We start from the raw sequence: 21,737 nt of genomic DNA, 5'->3' as shown, positions 1-21,737 counted from the left end.
CAAGACATTAGGAACATTAAAAAAATAGTTTAGGACGCTATTGAAGAAAAATACGAAAGTGTATAAATATAGATCCTTTGGAAGGTATGTTTAAAACATAACAGAATCAGGAGGGTAACACCAATTTTATTCACACTCAGGTGTGTCCAATTAATTTGCTCTGGCCATGCCAGTTTTATCTTAAATTAATATTTAAGGGTAATCTTCATCAATATTGTGGGATTAACGAATACTTATTACTTTTGCCACGGGAAAAATACAACTATAATTTACAGTCCGTATCAAACATTTTATACACTTTAGCCTTGTTCTTTAATTAGAGCGAAGTTGCGTGTATGCAATATTCGTTATAGACCATTAACATTTTTGCAAAGATGAACCATTTAATTGCACCATCGCTATTGGCTGCTGATTTCAGTAAAATGGAATCTCAAATTGAAATAATTAATAAGAGTGAAGCCGACTGGCTGCACCTGGATATAATGGATGGTGTCTTTGTGCCTAATATTTCTTTTGGCCTACCGATTATTAAATCATTGCGTCCGCATATTGACAAACCTTTTGATGTGCACCTAATGATTGTTGAGCCAGATAAATATATTACAGATTTTAAAAACGCTGGCGCAGATTTACTAAACGTTCATTACGAAGCTTGCACACACTTGCACAGAACCATAGATGCTATTAAAAAAGAGGGAATGCAAGCTGGCGTCACGTTAAATCCGCATACTCCTATATTTTTATTAGAAGAGATTATTAAAGAAGTGGACTTGGTTCTACTGATGTCAGTTAACCCAGGTTTTGGTGGACAGAAGTTTATTGAGAATACCTTTAAAAAACTTTCGGAGCTAAGAAATTTAATTGAGAAAAAAGGAAGTAGAGCATTAATTCAGGTTGATGGCGGAGTTACCATTGCCAACGCTCAGCAATTAATTAATGCTGGTGCTGATGTATTGGTAGCAGGAAGTGCTGTTTTTAATGCACCAAACCCTATACAGGCGGTAAAAGAGTTAAAGCACTTTTTACCTGAACCACCTTTATCTGCTATTAAATAAAGATTTAAACTATAGAAATTTATTTTAATACAACCATTATAAACCAATATACTGAAACAAAAAACGCTGGCATTGCCAGCGTTTTTTTGTTTATTTAATAATATCTCCTTTAATAAGCTAATAATAGCCATCTAGAACATCTTTTTATAACAACGTTTACGCTTATGCTGAATGTGATCGAACGACTTCCACAACTGAATAGCTACTTTATTGTCTTCTAGCATACCTGTTGTTTCTACAAATTTAATACCTGCATCATTAGCTGTATTCCAAAGTTCATTCATTAACAATGAAACTCCACCCATTTTTTGTAACTCAGGTTTTACCCCAGTAAGCATCAAATCCATTTCTTTTGGTTTTTCAAGCGCCTTTTTCAAATGCCACCAACCAAATGGAAGAAGCTTTCCTTTAGCTTTTTGTAATGCTTCTGATAAAGAAGGTAATGCCACTAAAAAGCCAGCTAACTGATCTTCTTTATCCAACATAACCTTTACAAAACGAGGATTAATGGCAGGAAAGAATTTATCAATGTAAAACTTCACTAATCTATCTGGCAACCTAAAAGTTCCAAACAAACCAACAAAAGCATCATTAAAAACCTTAAAAATCATTTCTCGATATGGTTCAAGTTCACTGCTCTTATTAAAGTTTAGTATTTTTAATCCGTAACGTTTTTTTATCATCTCCGCTACTTTAAGAGCTTTTGCAGGCATTTCATCAGGAAAAGTAATTCTAAACTCTAACCAATCGCGCTCTTTTACATATCCTAATTTCTCAATATGACCTTGGTAATAATCCCAATGGTAATCACTAGCCATACATGGAATTCTATCAAAACCTTCGATGAGTACACCTGAATGGTCTAAGTTTGAAAAACCCAGCGGACCCATCACACCCACCATTCCTTGCTCGTTTAGCCAATTTTCGGCTACTTCAAATAAGGACTTTACTACCTCAAAATTATCGATGAATTCGATGCGGGTAATTCGACCAATCTTCTCGCCTATTTTATCAATCCATAAATCATTAACTATGGCTCCAATTCTACCCACTATTTTTCCATCTTGATAAGCCAACCAAAATTTAGCTCTACAAAAATCGTACGCTGGATTTTTTTCAGGAGTAATAGCCCCAAGTTCGTCTCCTTTCATAGGAGGAACCCAATACTTATTGCTTTTATATAATTGATATGGAAAGTCTACAAACTTCTTTCTCTGACTCTGATTTAATACCTCTACTATTTGAATACTCATATCTGATGATTGAATTTGCTACGAAAATAATCAAAAAAAGTAATGTTTATTATACAAATGCAATAAGCTTTATATATTGAATATGAGCAATTGAATATCAGGCTCTAATCCTATCCGACTACAATAGTATGCAACACTTGGTATTGCTCAGCCTTCTAACCATGCTTTAAATGGTTTTATTTTATCCCTAGAAACTACCAACTCATCTTCTTGAAAGGTCTGTATTTTTACTTTTATTCGTGATGGCCCAACAGAAATCACATCTTCAATGGCATTTAAGGATACAATGTGCTTTCTACTTATTCGAAAGAAGTTTTCTGGATTGAGCAAATCTATCAACTTATCTAAGGCATAATCCACCAGATAGTTTTTCCCTGATTTGGTATGTAAATAAGTGGCCTTTTCCATACTGTAAAAACAGGCTATTTCATCCACTTTTACCGGACGAATATGAGTTCCTACTTTTACTACAAATCGCTCTTTGTAATTAGTTGTTTTATTCTGTATGGCATCAATTAGTTTATTAATATCAGGCGTTACCTGATTTATCGTCTCATTAGAAGCAAAGCTTTTATACTTGTCGAGCGCTGTGCATAACATTTCCTGATTAAGTGGTTTTAATAAATAATCTACACTATTAACTTTAAAAGCCTGTAAAGCGTATTGGTCGTAGGCCGTAGTAAAAATAATAAAGGACGATATACTTACTCGTTTAAAAATTTCGAAACAAATACCATCTCCCAAATGCACATCCATAAAAATAAGCGAAGGATGTACATTTGTTTTCAACCAATTCTCAGCACTAGCCACCGAATCCAAGGTTTCTACAATATTTATCTCACTATCACAAGCTTTAACTAAAGCAGTAAGATGCTCAGCCGCTAAAGGCTCATCTTCAATTATTAGTACATCCATTCTTATTTACTCTTCTTTTTAGCGTTCTAGATAGCTTTCGTATATAAAGTCAACTACTTCGTTATACCTGTCATAAAAACAGTCAATTACGAAAAGAAAACTCCTTGGTTTATTATGACCTCACAAGCCTTACATTTGAACTTTATATTGAAAACTCTAAAAATATCGACTTTATAAACAGACTCTAGTTAAACCTCATCATCAAGTTCGAAAATCAGCAATGGCACTCTTACCACAAATTTATCATCCTTAACTTCTACCTCCATGGGGTTATCCGTTAAAAAACTATAACGTTCCTTTAAACTATGAAGCCCCAACTTTTCTCCATCCACAGGACTTTGGTATGGCATAAAATTATTTTCTACCACTAAATACTTATCTGCTGCAAATATTTTAATTTCTAAAGGGTTCTCCTTGTTAATCTGATTGTGTTTAATAGCGTTCTCCACTAGCAACTGCAAAGTCATAGGTATTATTTGATGCTGCTTTGCTCCGTTTAAGTCCATTTTAGTCACAATATTGTCACCAAAGCGAACTTGCTGTAAATCGAGATATTGCTGAACGAAACTCACCTCATCCTCTACCGAAATTATTTCCTTACCTCTAAAGGATAATAGGTTTCGGTAAAAGCCCGAAAGTTTGTTGACAAAGCTTTCGGCCCTATCTGCATCTATCTTGATTAATGAGTTTAATACATTTAAACTATTGAAAAGAAAATGCGGATTAACCTGATTACTCAATACTTTATATTGTAAGGAAATAGCCTCCTGTTTCAGTTTCTCTTCGGCTAGAATCGATCTGCGCCATTCAGCAAAAAAAGCTCTGGCATAAAAAAATAAGGTAATCAGATAAAGCACTACATACTCCAGTATAAGTATAGCTTTACCGTAAACTAAAAACTTATCCCAAGCTACTCCCATGATGAGCGAATACCAAAACCAATTGGTGAATAAAATAACTAAGGTTGAATATATGGTGGTTATTACAAATGCAATCAACACACTTTTAACGGGTCTTTTAATCCAGGATAACCATCGTTTTTCAACCAAAGCAATTACATAACCATTGGCAAACAAACCATAACCAATCATTAAAGAATAACCGACATTATATAACCATGAACTTATATCACCATCTAGTTTACCTCCTAAAAATAGCCTCGAAAGCGTTCCTATAACGATGCAAATAAAACCTATAGTGATTAACTTTTTTAGGTTCATCTTTTCGCTTACTCTTTTTACTTCAGCCATATTAGTCTTCTTTGCACTGCTTTAACATTTCATTATTATGCTGACTATCCCAAGTTGGCCAAAAGTCAATTTTTGATGTATCTTCTTTAAATAAACTGGCTGCTTTTTCATAAATAGGTTTAGCTTTCGATTTTCCGCCTCCAAACATTGATGGCGTATGAAAAACATTATTTCCTCGACAATAATAAATACGCGGATTCTTATCATTTAGCACTTGTGCCTTATCCAATTCTTCGTTCGATAGCATAGAGTATTTCATGCCTTTTGACATGCTGGTAATTCGCATAGAATACAACAATCCCTGAAGCGCAAATACTTCCGACTCCTTCGGTTGCTGCTTTTTCAACTGGTCTAAATAGCCTTGCGCAGTATCTAAATATTGGTGAATAACATTCGCATCTTTAGTGAAAAAAGCAACTCTTACCAAAGAGTAAGAAGCATAATATAAAGGCAACCATTCTGCTTTTTCCTTTTCAGACACACGATAAAACGTACCCGAAATAGAGGCTAGTTCTTCCACGGTTTTTACTTTGTACATTTTTTCGATATTCTGTTTCATCACATCATGGTAATTAGATGCAGAAACACTGAATTCGAAAATGGAAATAAAAATTAAAACTGTTGCTAATGTAATGACTGTATTTTTCATTGTAATTAGAATTTGTACCGACAATATCGGTAATTAATTTAAAGTTATAAATATTCCTAAAAAGGCGAATTGTTTAACATCGTTTGACTGTGGCAAGTATACCTGGCTTCCATCCGTATTTCGTATAGGTCCTGGGCGATAAGCATACACATTATTATTTCCCAATGCATTGGATAAGGAAAAATGAATAATGGTGCGATTACCAAAAAATTGAGTGATATAACTGAGGTTTACATTCAGCTCATTACTTAAGTCTGCTTGATGCGTAATTTTTCCATCTGGGGTATTTTCGTACCAGTTTCTACCACTAGCCAACCAGTATGTAGCTCCTACCTGGCAATGAATAGCCGAAATCCAATATTTAGCTACTGCCGAAAAATTATGATTGGATACAAAGGATGGCTGAGCCTTAAAATCGAAGCTTTTATACTCGCGATGGGTATCAATATACGAATACGACAACCAGTATTCTAAAAATTTGACCGACTCATTATCTCTCCAAAACACGTCAACACCATAAGCATCACCACTGCCTTCGTTGCTATAATAACTAGGCAAATAAGCAGCCTGACCATCATACTTTACCAGGTTTTTATACTTTTTATAATACGATTCTACCCTAAAAAACTTCTCATCCGTTTTTCCTGTTTGATAACCTAGTATATAATGCTCTGCTTTTTCAAAGTCTAGTATTGAAGTAAACTTTAATTCATCACTTTGTGGATTCTGGTAAAAATGACCATATGAGGCGGATACTTGACTATGCTTTCCTGTAGCAAAAGCAATACCTAAACGAGGTGCCAAGCTACTTTTATCCAATAAGGAAGAATATTCATATCTAACCCCCGTTGACATGGCCAAGTTTTTAGAAACCTGAATTTGAGCCTCTGCAAATACACCTGTCAGGTAATCCTGATAAGCCAAATCATGCGTTGATGAATCGGGATGAGCTTGATAGTTCTGTTGATAATCCGTTAAAGTAGTACTCGCTCCATATCTTATTTTCAGACCATCTTTAACATCGTACACAAGCATAGCACGCACTTCTGCGTTAAGCTCATTATTTTTGATGTGCTGGCTGTGATAAATAATATCAGGATTATCGAGTGTAGCAGAGCCTCCCAGCTTTAAAGATGTTTTATCTCCGATAGGCTGACGAAAAGTTACATTACCATAGTAGTTTTGGTTCAAAGATTCTGTCACGTACTGTAGGTCATCCACTCCCGCATCATTTAGAAACCGAACATGACTACCGTCACCCGTAAAATAGGTCTTCAGCATTCCATTTTTCTTGGTTTTATGACGATAAATGATGCTTCCGCTACCTGACTCGGTGGGTTTTTCCCAATCATACTTAGTATTGATGACGTTATAATAAGGTGCCATATTGATGTAACTACCCGTTATAGAAAGCGAATTGTTTTTCCAGATTTCCGTCACGTTCAACTCTGTACCAATACTCATTAACGAAAGCGAAATAACATCCTCCGTATATAAATCATTGCTCTCCAAAACCAACACCGACGATAATGCCTGTCCGTATTCTGCGGAATAACCGCCCGTACTAAACATCATACCAGAAAACAAAGAAGGCGAAAAACGGCTTCTGGTAGGCGCATCAGGCACTTTAGAAAAATAAGGTTTTCCAGCTAGCACGCCATCAATAACCGTTTTGGTTTCGTAAGCTGCACCACCACGCACCAATAAACGCCCATCATCATTGGCTTGTTGAGTACCTGGCAAAGAATTTAAAGCTCCTGTTATATTCCCCAAGGAACCTGCCGTAGTATATATATCAAGCGATTTCATTACCGAAGCTTTATGCTTATCTCCAGCGGCAAAAGTTCCTGCTGTTACCGTTACCCCTTCGATACTTTGCATATCATCCTTTAAAACAATATTAAGAGTATCCTTATGCGAAGGGATAGCTTTCTCGTAGGTTTCATAACCTACAAATTGAGCGATTAAAACTGCGTTTTCATTCTGCGTTTCGGCCTCAAAATCACCATTAAAATCAGTAATGGTTCCATCATAAGTATCCTTAAAATAGATATTAACACCAACCAATGCTTCTCCGTTTTTATCGCATACCTTGCCAGAAACTACAATTTGAGCAATGGCAGATGTTGTTATAAAAAATATGAGTAAAGTAAGTATCGTTTTCATTCTGTTTCTATTTAATTGACACTTCAAAAGTGCGGACTAAGCCATCAAAATGAAAAAGAGTGTTACCGAATGGTTGTTTTTTTAAGACGAATGGGAATATAGGCTAAGAGTTGGTGTCAGAAGTCCATGATTGGGGCTTTGAAGGTAACTCCCAAAGCAACTTTTTAGAAAGTGAAAGCCCTTAGACATCTCCAAAACCTGATTTCTTACACACGAGCTAATGGAGATAACTCTAAATGTCATTTCATTGTCGAGGAAAGCTATGGAGGTTTCTCCACGGCTTCCTTTTTGGCTGGGAATTCGTGGAGCCAACTCTAAAGATGAAACCATTAGATTTTAGATATTTGGGGCTAACTTTATTGATAAAATTTGAGACAAAAAAACCTTACAAGTCATTGAGACCTGCAAGGTTTATATTAGTTTAGTTTACTCAGTTCTTTATAACTTTCGACTCTCTCCTAACTCAAGCCTTTCTTAAAATTAAAGGTTGTCGATGGCTGTAATTGCTCGGATGCTTTAAACTTTTTAAATAATTTAGTAGGCAAATGTTTCGAAGGGGCCTCAGTTCTTAAATCGAACAAGAATCTAAAGAAACCTTCTTTTTTGAGCAGAGTAGCATATTGCATTAAAGCAACTGGAGTTTTTGAATAAACAGAAGTCATTCCATTACGCACATAACGCGTAAATTCGTTTTCTGTATTATCCTTAAATTCGTTTTCACGATTAAATACCTCAACTGGCATACGTGCAAAAAACAATTCGGGATTAGAGTATACCGGCAAAATTCCATCACGCGAAGTACCCTTTTGCAAATTTTCAAAATCGTTTTCTATTGGATATGTTACTTGCTTTACACTAAACGATTTGATACCATTAATGGCCGCATCGTTATATATATAAACCCTTTCATTTGTAACTACATTACATCCCTTAGGTATCATATCCAACTGCGAAAGATGACTCAATACAAAGTTTTTCATTCCTTTGCGATGCAACCATTTAATATCTTTCAACAATTCTTCCACATTGGTCTCGGCTACAAAACCAGGTAACTCCACGTAGAAACGGAATAAATTCTTTTTAAAGAATGGACTATCAAACGGAATTTTTTTCCAATCATTTTTCGTGATATCTAAAAATATCCCTTTAAAGTCATCTACGCGAAGTTTACGTAACCAGTCCAAATTATCTATACGTACATAAAACTCAGCTCTATTGCTTTTCTCATTCGTTATATCTATCCTTTTCCTAATTTTTCGTTTATAGGCACCACTTATCGGCTTAATGCTTTGGTGTTTTAAATCTTCAAATTTATTCGGAAAATTTTTCGAAGGCAATCCAATTAAATAAACATCATCATTTTTTCTAATTGCTTTTGAGGTATGCACGTGGTAAGTGCCATTTTCTTCGGCAAACTCTTTTACCTTAACAGATACCGACTCGCCTACTTTATTAACAACACGCAATTGCTGACCACGCTCCAAATCTAACTTCGGTCTTACCCAAAAACCTTCATCGCTCAACTTCTTAACCGTACCCATAAATATACCATTATTGGTATTATCAGAGATAGCTCCCTTCACTTTACCGCCCATAAAATAGTCGGTTTTTTCACGACCAAAATCCCATTTCAGTAATTCTTCCGCCTCTTTAATCTTTTCAGGATGATCGATAACCATGCGGTATGCTTGAGCCACGCGATGCACATAAGCTGCCGACTTCATTCTTCCTTCAATTTTTAGTGAGGCTACTTTCATTTTAGTAAAGTCGGGCACCAACTTAATCTGCTGATTATCCTTTAACGAAAAGATGGCATGTTTTTTACCATTATCATTAAACACCCTACGACACGGCTGCGTGCACTGTCCGCGATTTGCGCCCTTACCACCCAAATAACTACTAAACAAACACAATCCAGAAAAGGAATAACACAAGGCTCCGTGAACAAATATTTCTATTTCGCCCTCCGCCTTTTTCATGATTTCTGTGAGTTCAGGATAGGTTAATTCTCTGGCTAAAATAACTCTTTCAATCTTTGCTTTCTTCGAGAAATTGGCACCAATTGAGTTATGGTTGGCCATTTGTGTACTCGCATGAATAACCAAATCAGGAAAAAACGTTTTGGCCAAATACCAAATACCCCAATCCTGAATAATAACTGCACTAACAGCTGTCTGCGAAAGAAAATTCAAGACATCTAACAGCTCCGATATTTCGTGATTTTTAATTACCGTGTTTAGCGTAACGTATATTTTCACTCCCTTTTTACCTGCTATATCAAGCATGGTTATTAACTGAGGGTTAGAAAAATTTACGGCACGTCCTCGCGCATTAAACTGCTTTAATCCTAAAAATATAGCGTCTGCCCCTCCTTCAACTGCAGCATGAAACGCCTCAATATTTCCTGCAGGAATCAACAACTCTGGTTTAAAATCCATCTAGTATTATTCTGTGTGATAATTGATTTTGCAAAAGTAGAAAAAAAGTTGGCAGTAAATAGGATATACCATACACTATGTACTTTTACACATAGCCTTTTATCTTATACACAACATACCCTACCCATTCCCTAAATAAACGTTCCCAAGTAGCTAGTGCTGTTGCAGAAGGAGTAAATACTTCCCATATTTCAGGTGGCAAATTACCCCTTAGTAAGTCTGTTGAGTAGGGAGTAACTTGAATGCCTTCCTTTTTAAAACAGCCCATGGCTCGCTTCATATGAAAGCCTGAGGTAACCAACAGGTAATTGCCCTTTTCTAAATATGCATCCTTTAAAACCTTCATGGTTTCTTGTGCATTTTCGTGAGTATTTCTGGATTTTGCTTCTACTAAAATACTATCCTTAGATATTCCAAGAGTACTAAGAAAATCTCCCATATACTCACCTTCTCCTTTTTCCCGAACAATAACACTAGCCGAACCTCCTGCAAAAATAAAGCGGTCAGCCTTTCCTATCTTATATAAGTTAATTGCTTGCAATAACCTATCAGAACTTCCATTAAAAATAATGCGTTCCTGATTTTCTTGATAACTAGAAAATCCTCCTAACAAAATGACTCCATCGTAATGTCCAATTTCATTATTATTCTGCAAATCTCCCTCCCACCATGCACTTACATGATAAAACAGTAAGGAGTTAGAAAACACAAGTAGTATTCCGACAGAAAGCATTAAAAAGACTCTTCTTTTTTTATATCGCTTTAATATCAAATACAACAATAACAAAACAGTAATCCACCATACTGGGGATAGAAAAAAGGATAATAATTTGGAGAGGATGAAAAACATGGGCTCTATTTAGACATTTTCTAAAATTTTATTTGACACGAAAAATACAAAGAACATTTGATATATTTAAAGTAATTAAAAGTGAAAAACTATGCATTTTAAAGAGCTCATGAGATCTAGATATTCAGTAAGAGAATATCACGAAAATAAAGTAGACCAGACATTAATTAAGCAAGTAGTTAATGCAGGACGTTTGGCTCCTTCTGCTGCGAATAAGCAACCTAGGAGGTTTGTAGCTATTGACAACCAAGAAATATTGAATCGGTTAAAACCTGCTTATGATAGGGATTGGTTTAGCAAGGTTCCAAACCTGATTATTGCATATGGAAATCATGAATTATCTTGGAAAAGGTCTTTTGATAAGAAAGACCACTGTGATATTGACATTGCCATTGCATTAGATCACATGACACTTATAGCAACAGAATTAGGACTTGGAACCTGTTGGGTTTGTCATTTTAATCCAGCAATAGTCAAGCAAGTTATTCCTTCTCCCGAGAATTGGGAACCTATAGCTATACTAGCTATTGGATACCCTATAGAAATTAAAGCTCCCGAGAAAAAAAGAAAGGATATCTATGATATCCTCAGTTTTAATAAGTGGTAAAGTTAAGAGCTGGTTATCTTACCCGTTAGAATATTATATACTGCTAAAAAGAAGTACTTAATATCCGTACGAAAACCATTTTTTAACCTTTCTTCCATATAAATGCGCTCGGCTTCGATATTACCATCTGAGTCGGGCATATTTAAAGCTACATATGGCGGAATACAACCTGGCTTAAACTTAACCCTCATTTCTTGAACTTCTTTAGGCAATTCATTAAAACGAGTCTTACTCAAAGGACGAACACCTACTACACCTAAATCACCTTTAAGAAGGTTATATAATTGAGGCAATTCATCTAACCAATACTTTCTAAATATTTGTCCCCAACCTGCTAACCTAAAATCATTGGCAGGTTTACCAACTTCGTTATAACCATTTAGTTTAACTACAAAACCTTGTAAGTATTCCGCATAAGGATGCATAGTTCTAAATTTATAAACCTTTATCATTTCACCTCCTTTACCGACTCTATTCATTGGGAAAAGAGGACCAAATGATGGCTTTTTACTAAAGTCAGGTTCAGCTGTTTTCATCACTACAAAGTACAGTTTTCCATTTACCTCCTTATACTCAATTATCTCAAATCCACAACTTACAATTCTACCTAAGGCTTCCGCCATGGTAACCCAACGATATCGCCCTTTAGTTAAGCCAAAATATATCTTTTGTAGATATTTTGTTTTAGGTGAGACCCTATGAATTATAAATATAAACAACCAAGTCAGTAATTTTAAGAAATTTTTTCCTTTCTCAAAATGTTTCCTTTTTTTATATCGTACCGTTTCCACACAACCAATAAAAATACCAGCATCAGGTAATGACCTATTAACCTTAATTAAAAATCGATTAATAAATCTACTGTTATTTATTTGCCTAAGATTGATAAGCCCTGTTATTTTCGAAAAATCGTATTGATCAAAATCTGTTGATGAGTTTGCATCTAAGACCATGACACCTTCTCTTTCAGGTATTATATGCTGAGAAATATACTCATAAACATTTATATCAATATTCTGAAGCAAATTTTCTTTGCTATTATCTTGTTTTATTAAACTCCCTACGACTTCTTGCTCCACCATAACTTCGGCTACACCTGCATCCTGTAGGTTATCTAATGTTGTACCTATTGAGTCCATATGTATAGTCTATTTATATATACCTTCAAATGTACGTTCGTATTATAAAAGAAGAAACAATAATTCCACCAACAACCCCAAAAATATGACAACTGCATTCTCATTTAGGTAAATCAAATCACTCTAGAACTGGGAAGAATAAAGTATTCAATTTACTTCTTTACTTTTTTACCCGCTGCATTTACGTCCATCTTAGCCGTGAACTCAATTAACGTTGGAATTTTGTGATTAGCTAGTTTGGTACTACAGAACTCTCTAACCTCATGACTTCCTAGTCCTCTTTCTGACTCATTCCGAACCAAAACGGCTTTTATTGCCTCCCCTAGAATTTCATCCTCCACCGCACTAATAGTGCAATCTATTACTCCTGGCATAGATACAATAACCTCTTCAATTTCCTTAGGGCTGACCCTTTTCCCACCCACCTTAATAATTTCTTTCTTTCTGGCTGAATGATAAATAAAACCATCACCATCAATTGTAGCTAGGTCTCCCGTATATAACCATCCGTCTTTTATCGTTTCAGATGTAGTTTTATCATCCTTATAATACCCAAGCATTACATTTTCACCTTTTGCAATAATCTCACCTACTTCTCCTGATTTGATTTTCTCCCCTTCATTATTTACTACCATTAACTCGACTCCTGGAATTCCTTTTCCAACCGACCCTAATTTGTCTGTTAACCTTTCGTATGGTAAATATGACAATCTAGCTGTCGCCTCTGTTTGTCCATACATAACAATAAATTTAGTACTTGGTAAGGCTTTTGTAAATTCTTCAATAAAAACGGTATGTAACTTTCCTCCCGCTTGAGTAACATATCTTAAATCAGGAAATTTTGACGTTTTAAAGGAATCAGATTTCCTAAGTAATATTTGAAAATGACTTGGAACACCAGCAAATCCTGTACATTTATATTTCTTAAGGTCATCAATAACAGAACCAATAAATATAAAATTATTATTTAAAACCATCTTTCCTTTTACCCGAAGGTGAGTATGTAATAATGATAAGCCATAACAATAGAAAAAAGGAAGCACACATTCCATAATATCAATAGAAGTTAGGTTCAAATAGTCTATTATAGAAGTAGTATTTGCTATAATATTGTTATGCGAAATCATTACCCCTTTAGGCATGGCCGTAGAACCAGAAGTATAAATAATTTGAGCAAGACTATTTCCATCAAACCCGTCATGAACACTATACTCTTTAGGTTTATTTTCAACCACTTGCTGAACGTCTTGTTCTCCAATAACTTTTCCTAAATCGACCCTTATCCTATTCTGCAATAATTGAGGAATAAAAGAAAGCTGCACATCTGTTTGTTCTTTAATATAAATTAAAGCATCCTCTTCCGTAGCAGGATTTAATGGTATAACCACATTACCAGACTTCATTATTGCTAAATAAGTAATGATAAAGAAATTCGTATTTGGAGATAACAGTAACATCTTTTTACCAACACCAAACTCAGATTTCAAATAAGATGACAACGAAGAAACCTGTTGTTTTAAATCAGAAAAGGTAAGTTCCTCTCTTTTACCAAGTATAAAAACCTCCTCTTTATTTATTTCTTTTGGTAATAAAAAATCTATGCAATTCATGGTTACAACATTAAAGATTTATGCCTATTTTAAACAAAAACACTCCGAAACAAAAGTCTCAGAGTGCTTATGTTAGTTATAACAGCTTGCAAGTCTATTGCTCTGTTTTTTCTCCTTTTAAACAATAGTGGTGTAATGGAGGAGTTCGTAAATACTCTGTTGTTTTCTTTTTACGAGCAAAATTTTTGTAAATTTTTTCCACCTGTTCAGGGGTCATTTCCATTACCTTTGCAACTTCTTCTGCTGAATAATCATTCTCCCAACCGTACCATAATAAATCCATTTTTTCAAATGGCATTTGGTAGAAAAACTCTTCCTGAGTCTGCTCTGCAGTATAAGTATCTGTTGTAGGTGTTCTTTGCAAAATACCCTCTGGAACTCCCAAGTGTCTAGCTATTTGATACACTTGAGTCTTATATAAGTTTCCAATTGGCATTACATCTGCAGCTCCATCTCCATACTTAACAAAGAATCCTTGTTGAACTTCATGTTTATTTGGCGTACCCAATACAGCATAATTCAATGCTTCTGCATGGAAATATAACATATTAGCTCGACAACGTTGCTTAAAGTTAGATGCTGCAACAATTTGCAAATACTCTTTCATTGGAAGTCTGGCTTGTTTTTCTGATCCATCTTCAAAAATGACAGCTGCATAGTGAACTGGTGGCATATTCTTATTTACAAATTCCTGAGGAATTATCACCTTCATTTTATCCACTTCGGGATTAAATTCTGGAATTACACTTTTTACAGCATCATCTCTTCTTACATAACATCCAAAACCATTTAAGGCTCCACTGATGTTCTCAACAATACTATTAACTCCAAACTTATTTGCTAACTCTCTAGCAAGCTCCTCACTGTCAGGACTAGAATCCGTTTCTGGAAGCATAATACCAAGTAACTTATCAGCTCCAAAAGCCTTAACAGCAATAGCTAATGTTGCAGAAGAATCAATTCCACCACTTATTCCAATAACGCCTCCATAACGACGAAATTTTTTATAGACATCTTCACGTAGTTGTTGGCAAATTTCATCAATTACTTCATCCACATTATCAAGATGAAGAATATCTTTTGAAAAAGGTTTGCGTTCTAATTTCATAATTCTTTTAATTTTTTTTAGAATAATAATTATTCATCACTCTTCCCGAATTTATTTCATTCTCCTTCAATTGCCTGAAGTTTTTAATGTATAAATCATTTAATATTTGTGTAGATAACATTCCCATTAAAGCCATATTATCCATTTCGTTAGAATTTGGATTATTACGTAACTTTTTTGTAAGTTTTAATGTGTTACCCGTATCAAAAATACCTGAATCCTTAATCTTTCCTTCTGATAAATAATCATTTACAAAGCCAGATTTGTCATTCAATAATGCTTGAGCAATAGGAGCTCTATAAGCTTGTTTCGGTCTTTTTAATACCGAATTTGGAATAACATCCTTAACGACTTGCTTAAGCAAGTATTTTTCATCCAAGCCTGATATTTTTAAATGATCAGGTAGTTTAGAACAAAACTCGACAATACGATGATCAAGAAATGGGTATCTACCTTCAACCGAATTCCCCATCGCAACTCTATCTCCTTGTGACGATAGCAAATACCCTGACATAAAAACATTTGATTCTATATACTGAGCCTTTGCAATTGGAGAGTAGTTTTCTACAATAGGACTAATTCTATTAGCATAATTTGCCACCCAATCCGAACCATTAAGTTGCTCTTTATAATCGTTGGAAAGCAAGCCATTTATTCTACTTGTATTGTTCCATCTTAATAAGTGAGAATAAACGGATGAATCAGTTTCAGATAACTTATAACCAAAAAACATCTTTAATACACTCGTACCCGCATCATTTATTTGAGGCAAATAAGGGTATAGCTTTTTTAGTAATAAAGGACGAATTTTTGAATTAGGAAATTTCGCCCAAAAATGTCGTATCAATACTTCCTTAAAGATATTGTAACCACCTAACATTTCATCAGCTCCTTCTCCTGTAATAACCACCTTAATTCCACTATCTCGAACCAACTTAGACAGCTTATACATAGGAAATGGAGCAGTTCTTAACACAGGTATCTCAGTATGCCAAATTACTTTCTCAAATAAATCAACTACATCCGAATTATTAAATGAAACTGAATGATGTTTAGTATCAAAATAATTAGCCACTTCAGTTTGAAAAATAGACTCATCAAAGTCTTTCTCTTCAAATCCAATAGAGAAGGTATTTAAAGCTTCAGGAAACATCTGCTTAATAAAAGCAGTTGTACTAGTTGAATCAATACCTCCACTTAAGTATGCAGCTACAGGAACATCTGCACGCATACGTAAAGACAAGGAGTCCTTGAATAATTCGCGAAACTGATCCACAGCATCTCCTAGACTAATGTCTACTGGTTTATCAAAGGATAACTGCCAATAAGGCTTTATATTTAGATTGCCATTTTTTAAAATAGCATAATGTCCTGGTGGTAACTCTGAGATACCTTCAAAGGCGGTTTGGGGCGATTGAGAAGTCCAGAAAGTAAATACCTGACTCAACCCTTCGGCATCCAACTTTCTTTCAACTTCAGGATATTCAAATATTGACTTAATCTCAGATGCATAAACAAAAGAGGAAGTTGAATTTGAATAATAAAGAGGCCTAATGCCCATTCTATCTCTGGCTAAAAACAACTCCTTATTAAACGAATCCCATATGGAAAATGCAAACTGACCATTCAATTGCTCCAAACATTTAACCCCATACTCTTCATACATATGGAGTACAATTTCGGTATCACAATTTGTTTTAAAGGAATGACCTTTAGCTTCCAGTTTCTTCTTTAATTCAGGATAATTAAAAACTTCACCATTATATGCAATCCAGTAGCGTCCGTCAGCTGTTGATAAAGGTTGCTGACCCGATTTTAAATCAATAATACTTAACCTAACGTTACCCATACATAAGTCATCCGACAGATAAATACCACATTCATCTGGTCCACGATGGTGAATACGAGTTAACATGGAATTTAAAATACATTGACGGTCAAAATTGACTTGTTTCGGTATAAAACCTGCTATTCCACACACAATATCTCTATTAAGTTTTCACTCTTATCACAATTTATGTTCAAACAAAATTAGGCAGCTTTCTTCTTTTCAACAAAAGCAGCTATGCGTTCAACACTTCCAAAATTATCCTCTTGCAATTCTGTATCTTCCGCCACAACTCCATATTCTTCCTCAATAAAACTTATAAGACTTAATAATCCCATAGAATCAAAAATTCCTTCATCAAAGATTAGCGTATCATCATTAATTGTTGAAGCATCAATAAATGTTGTTTCAGCAATAAAATTTTTAATCTGTTCCTTCATCGTTACCATATTATTTAAGTTCTAATTCTAAACATATCTATAAAATACATAATGATTTAAATAACCTTCATCAGTATCTTACTTAAAGCTTAAAAATACGTTATATAATAAAAAACAAAACATATTATTGTTGAAGAATCTAAATTTATTGACGAAAGGATGTATATACTATACCATTAATAAACATTGCCCTAAAATAAACACTATTTATTCTCTCCTAATATATTAGTGTTTTTACCTTTATTAAAAACCACATCAACAACTCTATTACAAAATAACGGCACCACCTTTGCAGAGAACTCCTTATTCGGATGTGAATCGTTAGGTGCTTTAGCATATTTATCCAACAGATATATCCCACCTTCCGTTTCCAGATCAAAGAAATCCCATACATATATGTTATCTAGGTCACTTGCCCATTCATTTTTTACCCAATAGAAAAACTCTTTTGCTCTCATTGATTGATTTTCGTTAGAGTTTTCTTTCGTTAATGCAGCACCCGTCCACACTATAAACTTTGTATTAGGATATTTGTGCATTTCCTTTTTTATCGCTTCATATTGTAACTTATAATTCCCTATACATTTGTATTCCGAATTTATATTTACTTCCAGATCTTCCCCTATTTCACATACAGGAAAACAATGTTTTAAAACGATAACATCCCATAAAGGTGCCAACAATTTTAAAGTAGGTTCCTTCACAAACTCTTTTTTATCGCCATTCTTAACCCATATATTAAAATAGTCGTAAGGATAATTATTCCATCCATAAGCGGTTTGAAACTTATATTTTGCCCTTTTAGGAAAAATTTCCTCCACAAAATTTATTTTCGAATCGGCTCCTTCATTATAACTCTCAAACCATTTTTTGACTGCAGATTCCTTACCTATTAGGCCTCCTCTATAAATATACTTTCCTGTACTGTGATGCAAGAATAATACATTAACATCCTTCTTATTTACTCTCTTAATTTTATCCTTATATCCATTATGCTTGCATGAAAACAACATAGCAACAATTAAAAAAAATGTTAATACCCCTGCAATACTTTTCATTTTATCATGTTTAATTTCAAACATATACAACCATTCAACCATAGATAAATCATTACTCTTTTGACCATTCTATTGTTTTGTTATTTCAAACTTAACTATAATCAATTCGCTTGAAAATAAAACAGTATAAATACCATTTTCAAATTCTTTAAAATCTATCATTGCTTTATTAGTGCCTGCCTTAGCTTCTTTAGTAAAGTTTAATAACTCCTGACCCAATTCATCCAAAACTCTAAAATAAACAGTTCTATTCTTTGAAACTTTATATTCAACTGCAACTAGGCCTGCAGTTGGAGATGGAAAGTATTTTAATAACTCAAGCAATACTTCTTTTGGTTCCTTGGTTATAAATGAACTTGCCTTAGCACCATTTTCATCCTCTAGTACAATCTTATATTCACCATCTTCTTCTTCTAATAAATCAATAATAATTATATTATCAACACCGTTTACTGCTGCTTGCTTAAAATTCTGAACGACCTTATCACTAGAATCTAATACAGTTACATCAACAACTACATCCTTTTCACTTTTGTATACCATCTTAACTTCTCTATTCGTAGAGTTAGAATAAGATACGATATCAATTCTATTAAGTTCATCAGCTGGTTTAACAATTTTATTTACAACAATTCCTTTATTCAATTTACAACCTTTTTCATCGATGATAAGGACGCTGTAATTTCCATCTAATAAAGATGAACGATAGCTAACATTATCTGTTACATCATCCCATTTATATGAGTACGGTTCAGTTCCTCCAGAACAAATTAAGTTTATTGCCCCATTAGATTCTCCTTCATTACACTCTGTTGTATTAATAGCAACTGAAAAATCAATACAAGGATCATCAATTTGAGCAATTACAATATTCCTTTCTATAATACAACCATTTAAATCTGAGATTGTAACATTATAATCACCAGGATTTAAGTTTTCTCGATTTGCAACACTTTCATTAAAATCTGTCCATTTATAGCTATAGGGCTCCTTTCCACCTGAACAAGAAATACTTATAGAGCCATTAGACTCTCCTTCGTTACAGTTAATACTACTTACACCTGCGTCAAAGTCAATACAGGGATCTGCGATCTGCGCAATCGTAATATTTTTTTCTATAAAACAGTTATTGTTGTCCGTTACAATTACATCATATTTACCTGGATTAAGATTTATTCTAGTTGCAATATCATCATCAATATCGGACCAATCATATACATATGGTTCTTTCCCATTAGTTCCAGATAAACTAATCTCTCCATTTGATTCTCCTTGGTTGCAGTCAGTTTTATTTACTGATAAAGAAAAGTTAACGCATGGGTCTGCTAATTCACTAATCGTAATTGATTTCTCTATAGTACAACCAGATTGATCTGTAACAACAACACTATATAATCCCACAGATAAACCTGTACGTTGTTCCGTATTATCAGTTATATCAGACCATTTATAAGAATATGGCGGAGTACCCCCCGTTACATTTAATTTTATGGTACCATTGTTTTCACCACTATCCGCTTCTTTAATCTCATGGTTAACTTTTAAAGTACTACATAAATCTTTATCAATGTTAAATACCCACTCTTCAATATTTGTATACCCGTTGTTATTATCATCTTCATGTGGTTTAGATGGTAGCTGAAAGTGTTCGTTTGTTACCGTTGAATAGCTAGGAAAGCCACCTATTCCATCACTACCAACATATTCGTTAGGGTAAATACCAAACACTCTTAAATCATCCCCTTGGACATTAATTTTCGCTAAACTGCCAACCTCTTTCGATTGAATAACCAAATGGTAACTCTGAGTATGAGGATGATCGATTGCTTCTACTCCAGCTGGAACTTGAGCATTAATAGCATCTAAAACCTGTTTTTGGCTTGTTAAATTTGAATTTAATGTTATTTGTTTTTCATTTATAGTAAACGAAATAGGATTATTAGCAAAATTATATCCATTTTCCATGTTACCATCCTTGGTCTCCCAACCATCATACATATATTCATTATATGCTCTAGCAGGCAACGGATCCTGAGAATTAATAAAATCTTGCGTCCCATTAATAAAGTTATTTATGGCGCGCCTATCACAATCTTCTCGGTCCCAATATCTTGCCCCGACGCTATCTATTACATATTGCTTTACTTCATTAGAAGGCATAACTCTTATTCCTGTCATGTCCATCCCTGTACTTTTAATGTCTGTAGCATAAATATCATTAACCCTAGATGGTCCTGCATCCGCACGAACACAATCTTTCTCTGAATATCCTTTTAACTTCCGCAAACAATCATTATCCTCAAAATATATTATTGAAGAAGACGACACATTACTCCTAATATAAGTGGAATACTCAGTTAAGTAATGGTTTATCCCCTCTGTAGGGCGATTAACATTACCAATAAATACTCCCTTAATATCACCTTTGCTTCCTGATACATCAGGCCCATAATAAGAATTAGAATATACGTAGTTATTAATATTAACAAAGTTTGTTACAGAAAGTCGGGGATTACGATTAGTTGTCCATCCAAGAAAATTTCTAAGGAATGCAAATCTTCCATAAATAGAAATTAGCGGACCGTATCCATGTGGTTCAGGATGATGTACGCCATACTCGTCGGCATGTAATGAGTAATGTAAAGGTTCATACATTAAGCAGTTAGAAAATGTTGTATTATTACCATAATTTCCAACTATTTCATCTTGAGACCATGAGAAACTACAATGATCAATAACTACATTATACCCATTTTCAGTAATAGTAAGGCAATCTTGTACTTCATAGGAACCATCAATTTTAGGTGCATCTCCATAACGAACTGCTATGTGCTGAAATAGCATATCATTAGCACGAATAAAAATAGAACAAGAATTAATTGTAACGCCAGGGTAGGGTGCTGTTTGACCATAAACATTTAAATATGGATTATTAATAAACATGGTTCGTTGGTTAGTATTAGTATAATCGATTACTCCGCCAACTTTAAAAACAACAATTCTAGGATAGTTTTGCTTTACGCACCACTCAAACGATCCTGAATTCTCCGAAGTTTTTAATTCACCAGCATGCATTGTATCAACAATCAGGATTTTGGGAGTTACACCTCCTGCATAAGCTCCTCTAGAGTCTGAGCCATATCCCATAGCATTGGGAAATATTTTTTGACCATTACTAAATACATAAAACCAAGATAACAAAAGAATTAACAATATTTTAAGGCAAGAACTATTCATAATTCGAATTTTAAGTTTTAGAATAACGCTTCTACACAACTAATATTTTTATAAATTTATCTAAAAAATACAAGTAAAGTATTATTACAATGTCATTTTTTATAATATGCTATTATAAAATAGTGAATGCAGTC

General features: G+C 34.3%; 16 protein-coding genes. 2 read left to right on the top strand and 14 right to left on the bottom strand.

Annotated elements, in window-relative coordinates:
- The first annotated feature begins 374 nt into the window (after positions 1-374).
- Positions 375-1,055 (top strand): ribulose-phosphate 3-epimerase, encoded by a 681-nt coding sequence (gene rpe, locus A8L32_RS21755; protein WP_066633263.1) that lies wholly within the window; start codon positions 375-377, stop codon positions 1,053-1,055.
- A 131-nt stretch (positions 1,056-1,186) separates the two neighbouring features.
- Here the strand turns inward: rpe and A8L32_RS21750 are convergent, their stop codons facing one another.
- The 7 genes from A8L32_RS21750 to A8L32_RS21720 all read right to left on the bottom strand — a co-directional run bounded on the left by A8L32_RS21750 (position 1,187) and on the right by A8L32_RS21720 (position 10,459).
- On the bottom strand, positions 1,187-2,308 hold the full coding sequence (locus A8L32_RS21750) for a hypothetical protein (RefSeq protein ID WP_066633260.1): 1,122 nt from the start codon (positions 2,306-2,308) through the stop codon (positions 1,187-1,189).
- 147 nt (positions 2,309-2,455) lie between these two features.
- Complete coding sequence (locus A8L32_RS21745) at positions 2,456-3,223, bottom strand: LytR/AlgR family response regulator transcription factor (protein WP_066633258.1); 768 nt, start codon at positions 3,221-3,223, stop codon at positions 2,456-2,458.
- Between the two features lie 188 nt (positions 3,224-3,411).
- Positions 3,412-4,473 (bottom strand): sensor histidine kinase, encoded by a 1,062-nt coding sequence (locus A8L32_RS21740; protein ID WP_066633256.1) that lies wholly within the window; start codon positions 4,471-4,473, stop codon positions 3,412-3,414.
- 1 nt (position 4,474) lies between these two features.
- A complete protein-coding gene (locus tag A8L32_RS21735) occupies positions 4,475-5,122 on the bottom strand; it encodes a hypothetical protein (protein WP_066633254.1) in 648 nt (215 codons plus the stop codon).
- A gap of 33 nt (positions 5,123-5,155) precedes the next feature.
- The gene (locus tag A8L32_RS21730) at positions 5,156-7,288 is read right to left on the bottom strand and encodes a TonB-dependent receptor (protein ID WP_066633251.1); all 2,133 of its coding nucleotides are present in this window, start codon (positions 7,286-7,288) and stop codon (positions 5,156-5,158) included.
- Between the two features lie 458 nt (positions 7,289-7,746).
- Complete coding sequence (locus tag A8L32_RS21725) at positions 7,747-9,726, bottom strand: peptidase U32 family protein (protein ID WP_066633249.1); 1,980 nt, start codon at positions 9,724-9,726, stop codon at positions 7,747-7,749.
- 85 nt (positions 9,727-9,811) lie between these two features.
- Positions 9,812-10,459: a YdcF family protein gene (locus A8L32_RS21720; RefSeq protein ID WP_158027278.1), complete on the bottom strand. Its 648-nt coding sequence runs from the start codon at positions 10,457-10,459 to the stop codon at positions 9,812-9,814.
- Between the two features lie 208 nt (positions 10,460-10,667).
- Here A8L32_RS21720 and A8L32_RS21715 point away from each other — a divergent pair, with 208 nt between their 5' ends.
- Positions 10,668-11,183, top strand: a complete 516-nt coding sequence (locus tag A8L32_RS21715; protein ID WP_066633245.1) for a nitroreductase family protein — start codon at positions 10,668-10,670, stop codon at positions 11,181-11,183.
- Between the two features lie 2 nt (positions 11,184-11,185).
- Here A8L32_RS21715 and A8L32_RS21710 read toward each other — a convergent pair whose 3' ends face one another.
- The 7 genes from A8L32_RS21710 to A8L32_RS21680 all read right to left on the bottom strand — a co-directional run bounded on the left by A8L32_RS21710 (position 11,186) and on the right by A8L32_RS21680 (position 21,603).
- Entirely contained in the window at positions 11,186-12,322 is a 1,137-nt protein-coding gene (locus A8L32_RS21710; RefSeq protein WP_066633243.1) for a sugar transferase, read from the bottom strand.
- A 152-nt stretch (positions 12,323-12,474) separates the two neighbouring features.
- A complete protein-coding gene (locus tag A8L32_RS21705) occupies positions 12,475-13,932 on the bottom strand; it encodes a class I adenylate-forming enzyme family protein (RefSeq protein WP_066633241.1) in 1,458 nt (485 codons plus the stop codon).
- A gap of 94 nt (positions 13,933-14,026) precedes the next feature.
- Complete coding sequence (gene nadE / locus A8L32_RS21700; protein ID WP_066633239.1) at positions 14,027-15,040, bottom strand: NAD(+) synthase; 1,014 nt, start codon at positions 15,038-15,040, stop codon at positions 14,027-14,029.
- 7 nt (positions 15,041-15,047) lie between these two features.
- Positions 15,048-17,021: an asparagine synthase (glutamine-hydrolyzing) gene (gene asnB, locus A8L32_RS21695; protein WP_066633237.1), complete on the bottom strand. Its 1,974-nt coding sequence runs from the start codon at positions 17,019-17,021 to the stop codon at positions 15,048-15,050.
- A gap of 50 nt (positions 17,022-17,071) precedes the next feature.
- Entirely contained in the window at positions 17,072-17,308 is a 237-nt protein-coding gene (locus A8L32_RS21690) for an acyl carrier protein (protein WP_083631456.1), read from the bottom strand.
- A gap of 203 nt (positions 17,309-17,511) precedes the next feature.
- Entirely contained in the window at positions 17,512-18,366 is an 855-nt protein-coding gene (locus A8L32_RS21685) for a hypothetical protein (RefSeq protein WP_066633287.1), read from the bottom strand.
- A gap of 69 nt (positions 18,367-18,435) precedes the next feature.
- Positions 18,436-21,603, bottom strand: coding sequence for a hypothetical protein (locus tag A8L32_RS21680; RefSeq protein WP_066633233.1), 3,168 nt, complete (start codon positions 21,601-21,603; stop codon positions 18,436-18,438).
- Positions 21,604-21,737: the final 134 nt, after the last annotated feature.

It is taken from the genome of Labilibacter marinus (assembly GCF_001659685.2).
GTDB classification, from domain to species: Bacteria; Bacteroidota; Bacteroidia; order Bacteroidales; family Marinilabiliaceae; genus Saccharicrinis; species Saccharicrinis marinus.
The sequence above is the reverse complement of the archived record's forward strand: the minus strand, read 5'-3'. Positions and strand labels throughout refer to the sequence as shown.

Coding starts and splice junctions, on each gene's coding strand:
- A8L32_RS21715 (WP_066633245.1), top strand. CDS start 10,668: ATGCATTTTAAAGAGCTCATGAGATCTAGATATTCAGTAAGAGAATAT.
- A8L32_RS21730 (WP_066633251.1), bottom strand. CDS start 7,288: ATGAAAACGATACTTACTTTACTCATATTTTTTATAACAACATCTGCC.
- A8L32_RS21745 (WP_066633258.1), bottom strand. CDS start 3,223: ATGGATGTACTAATAATTGAAGATGAGCCTTTAGCGGCTGAGCATCTT.
- A8L32_RS21750 (WP_066633260.1), bottom strand. CDS start 2,308: ATGAGTATTCAAATAGTAGAGGTATTAAATCAGAGTCAGAGAAAGAAG.
- rpe (WP_066633263.1), top strand. CDS start 375: ATGAACCATTTAATTGCACCATCGCTATTGGCTGCTGATTTCAGTAAA.
- A8L32_RS21690 (WP_083631456.1), bottom strand. CDS start 17,308: ATGAAGGAACAGATTAAAAATTTTATTGCTGAAACAACATTTATTGAT.
- A8L32_RS21710 (WP_066633243.1), bottom strand. CDS start 12,322: ATGGACTCAATAGGTACAACATTAGATAACCTACAGGATGCAGGTGTA.
- A8L32_RS21735 (WP_066633254.1), bottom strand. CDS start 5,122: ATGAAAAATACAGTCATTACATTAGCAACAGTTTTAATTTTTATTTCC.
- A8L32_RS21705 (WP_066633241.1), bottom strand. CDS start 13,932: ATGAATTGCATAGATTTTTTATTACCAAAAGAAATAAATAAAGAGGAG.
- A8L32_RS21725 (WP_066633249.1), bottom strand. CDS start 9,726: ATGGATTTTAAACCAGAGTTGTTGATTCCTGCAGGAAATATTGAGGCG.
- A8L32_RS21740 (WP_066633256.1), bottom strand. CDS start 4,473: ATGGCTGAAGTAAAAAGAGTAAGCGAAAAGATGAACCTAAAAAAGTTA.
- nadE (WP_066633239.1), bottom strand. CDS start 15,040: ATGAAATTAGAACGCAAACCTTTTTCAAAAGATATTCTTCATCTTGAT.
- A8L32_RS21680 (WP_066633233.1), bottom strand. CDS start 21,603: ATGAATAGTTCTTGCCTTAAAATATTGTTAATTCTTTTGTTATCTTGG.
- A8L32_RS21720 (WP_158027278.1), bottom strand. CDS start 10,459: ATGCTTTCTGTCGGAATACTACTTGTGTTTTCTAACTCCTTACTGTTT.
- A8L32_RS21685 (WP_066633287.1), bottom strand. CDS start 18,366: ATGAAAAGTATTGCAGGGGTATTAACATTTTTTTTAATTGTTGCTATG.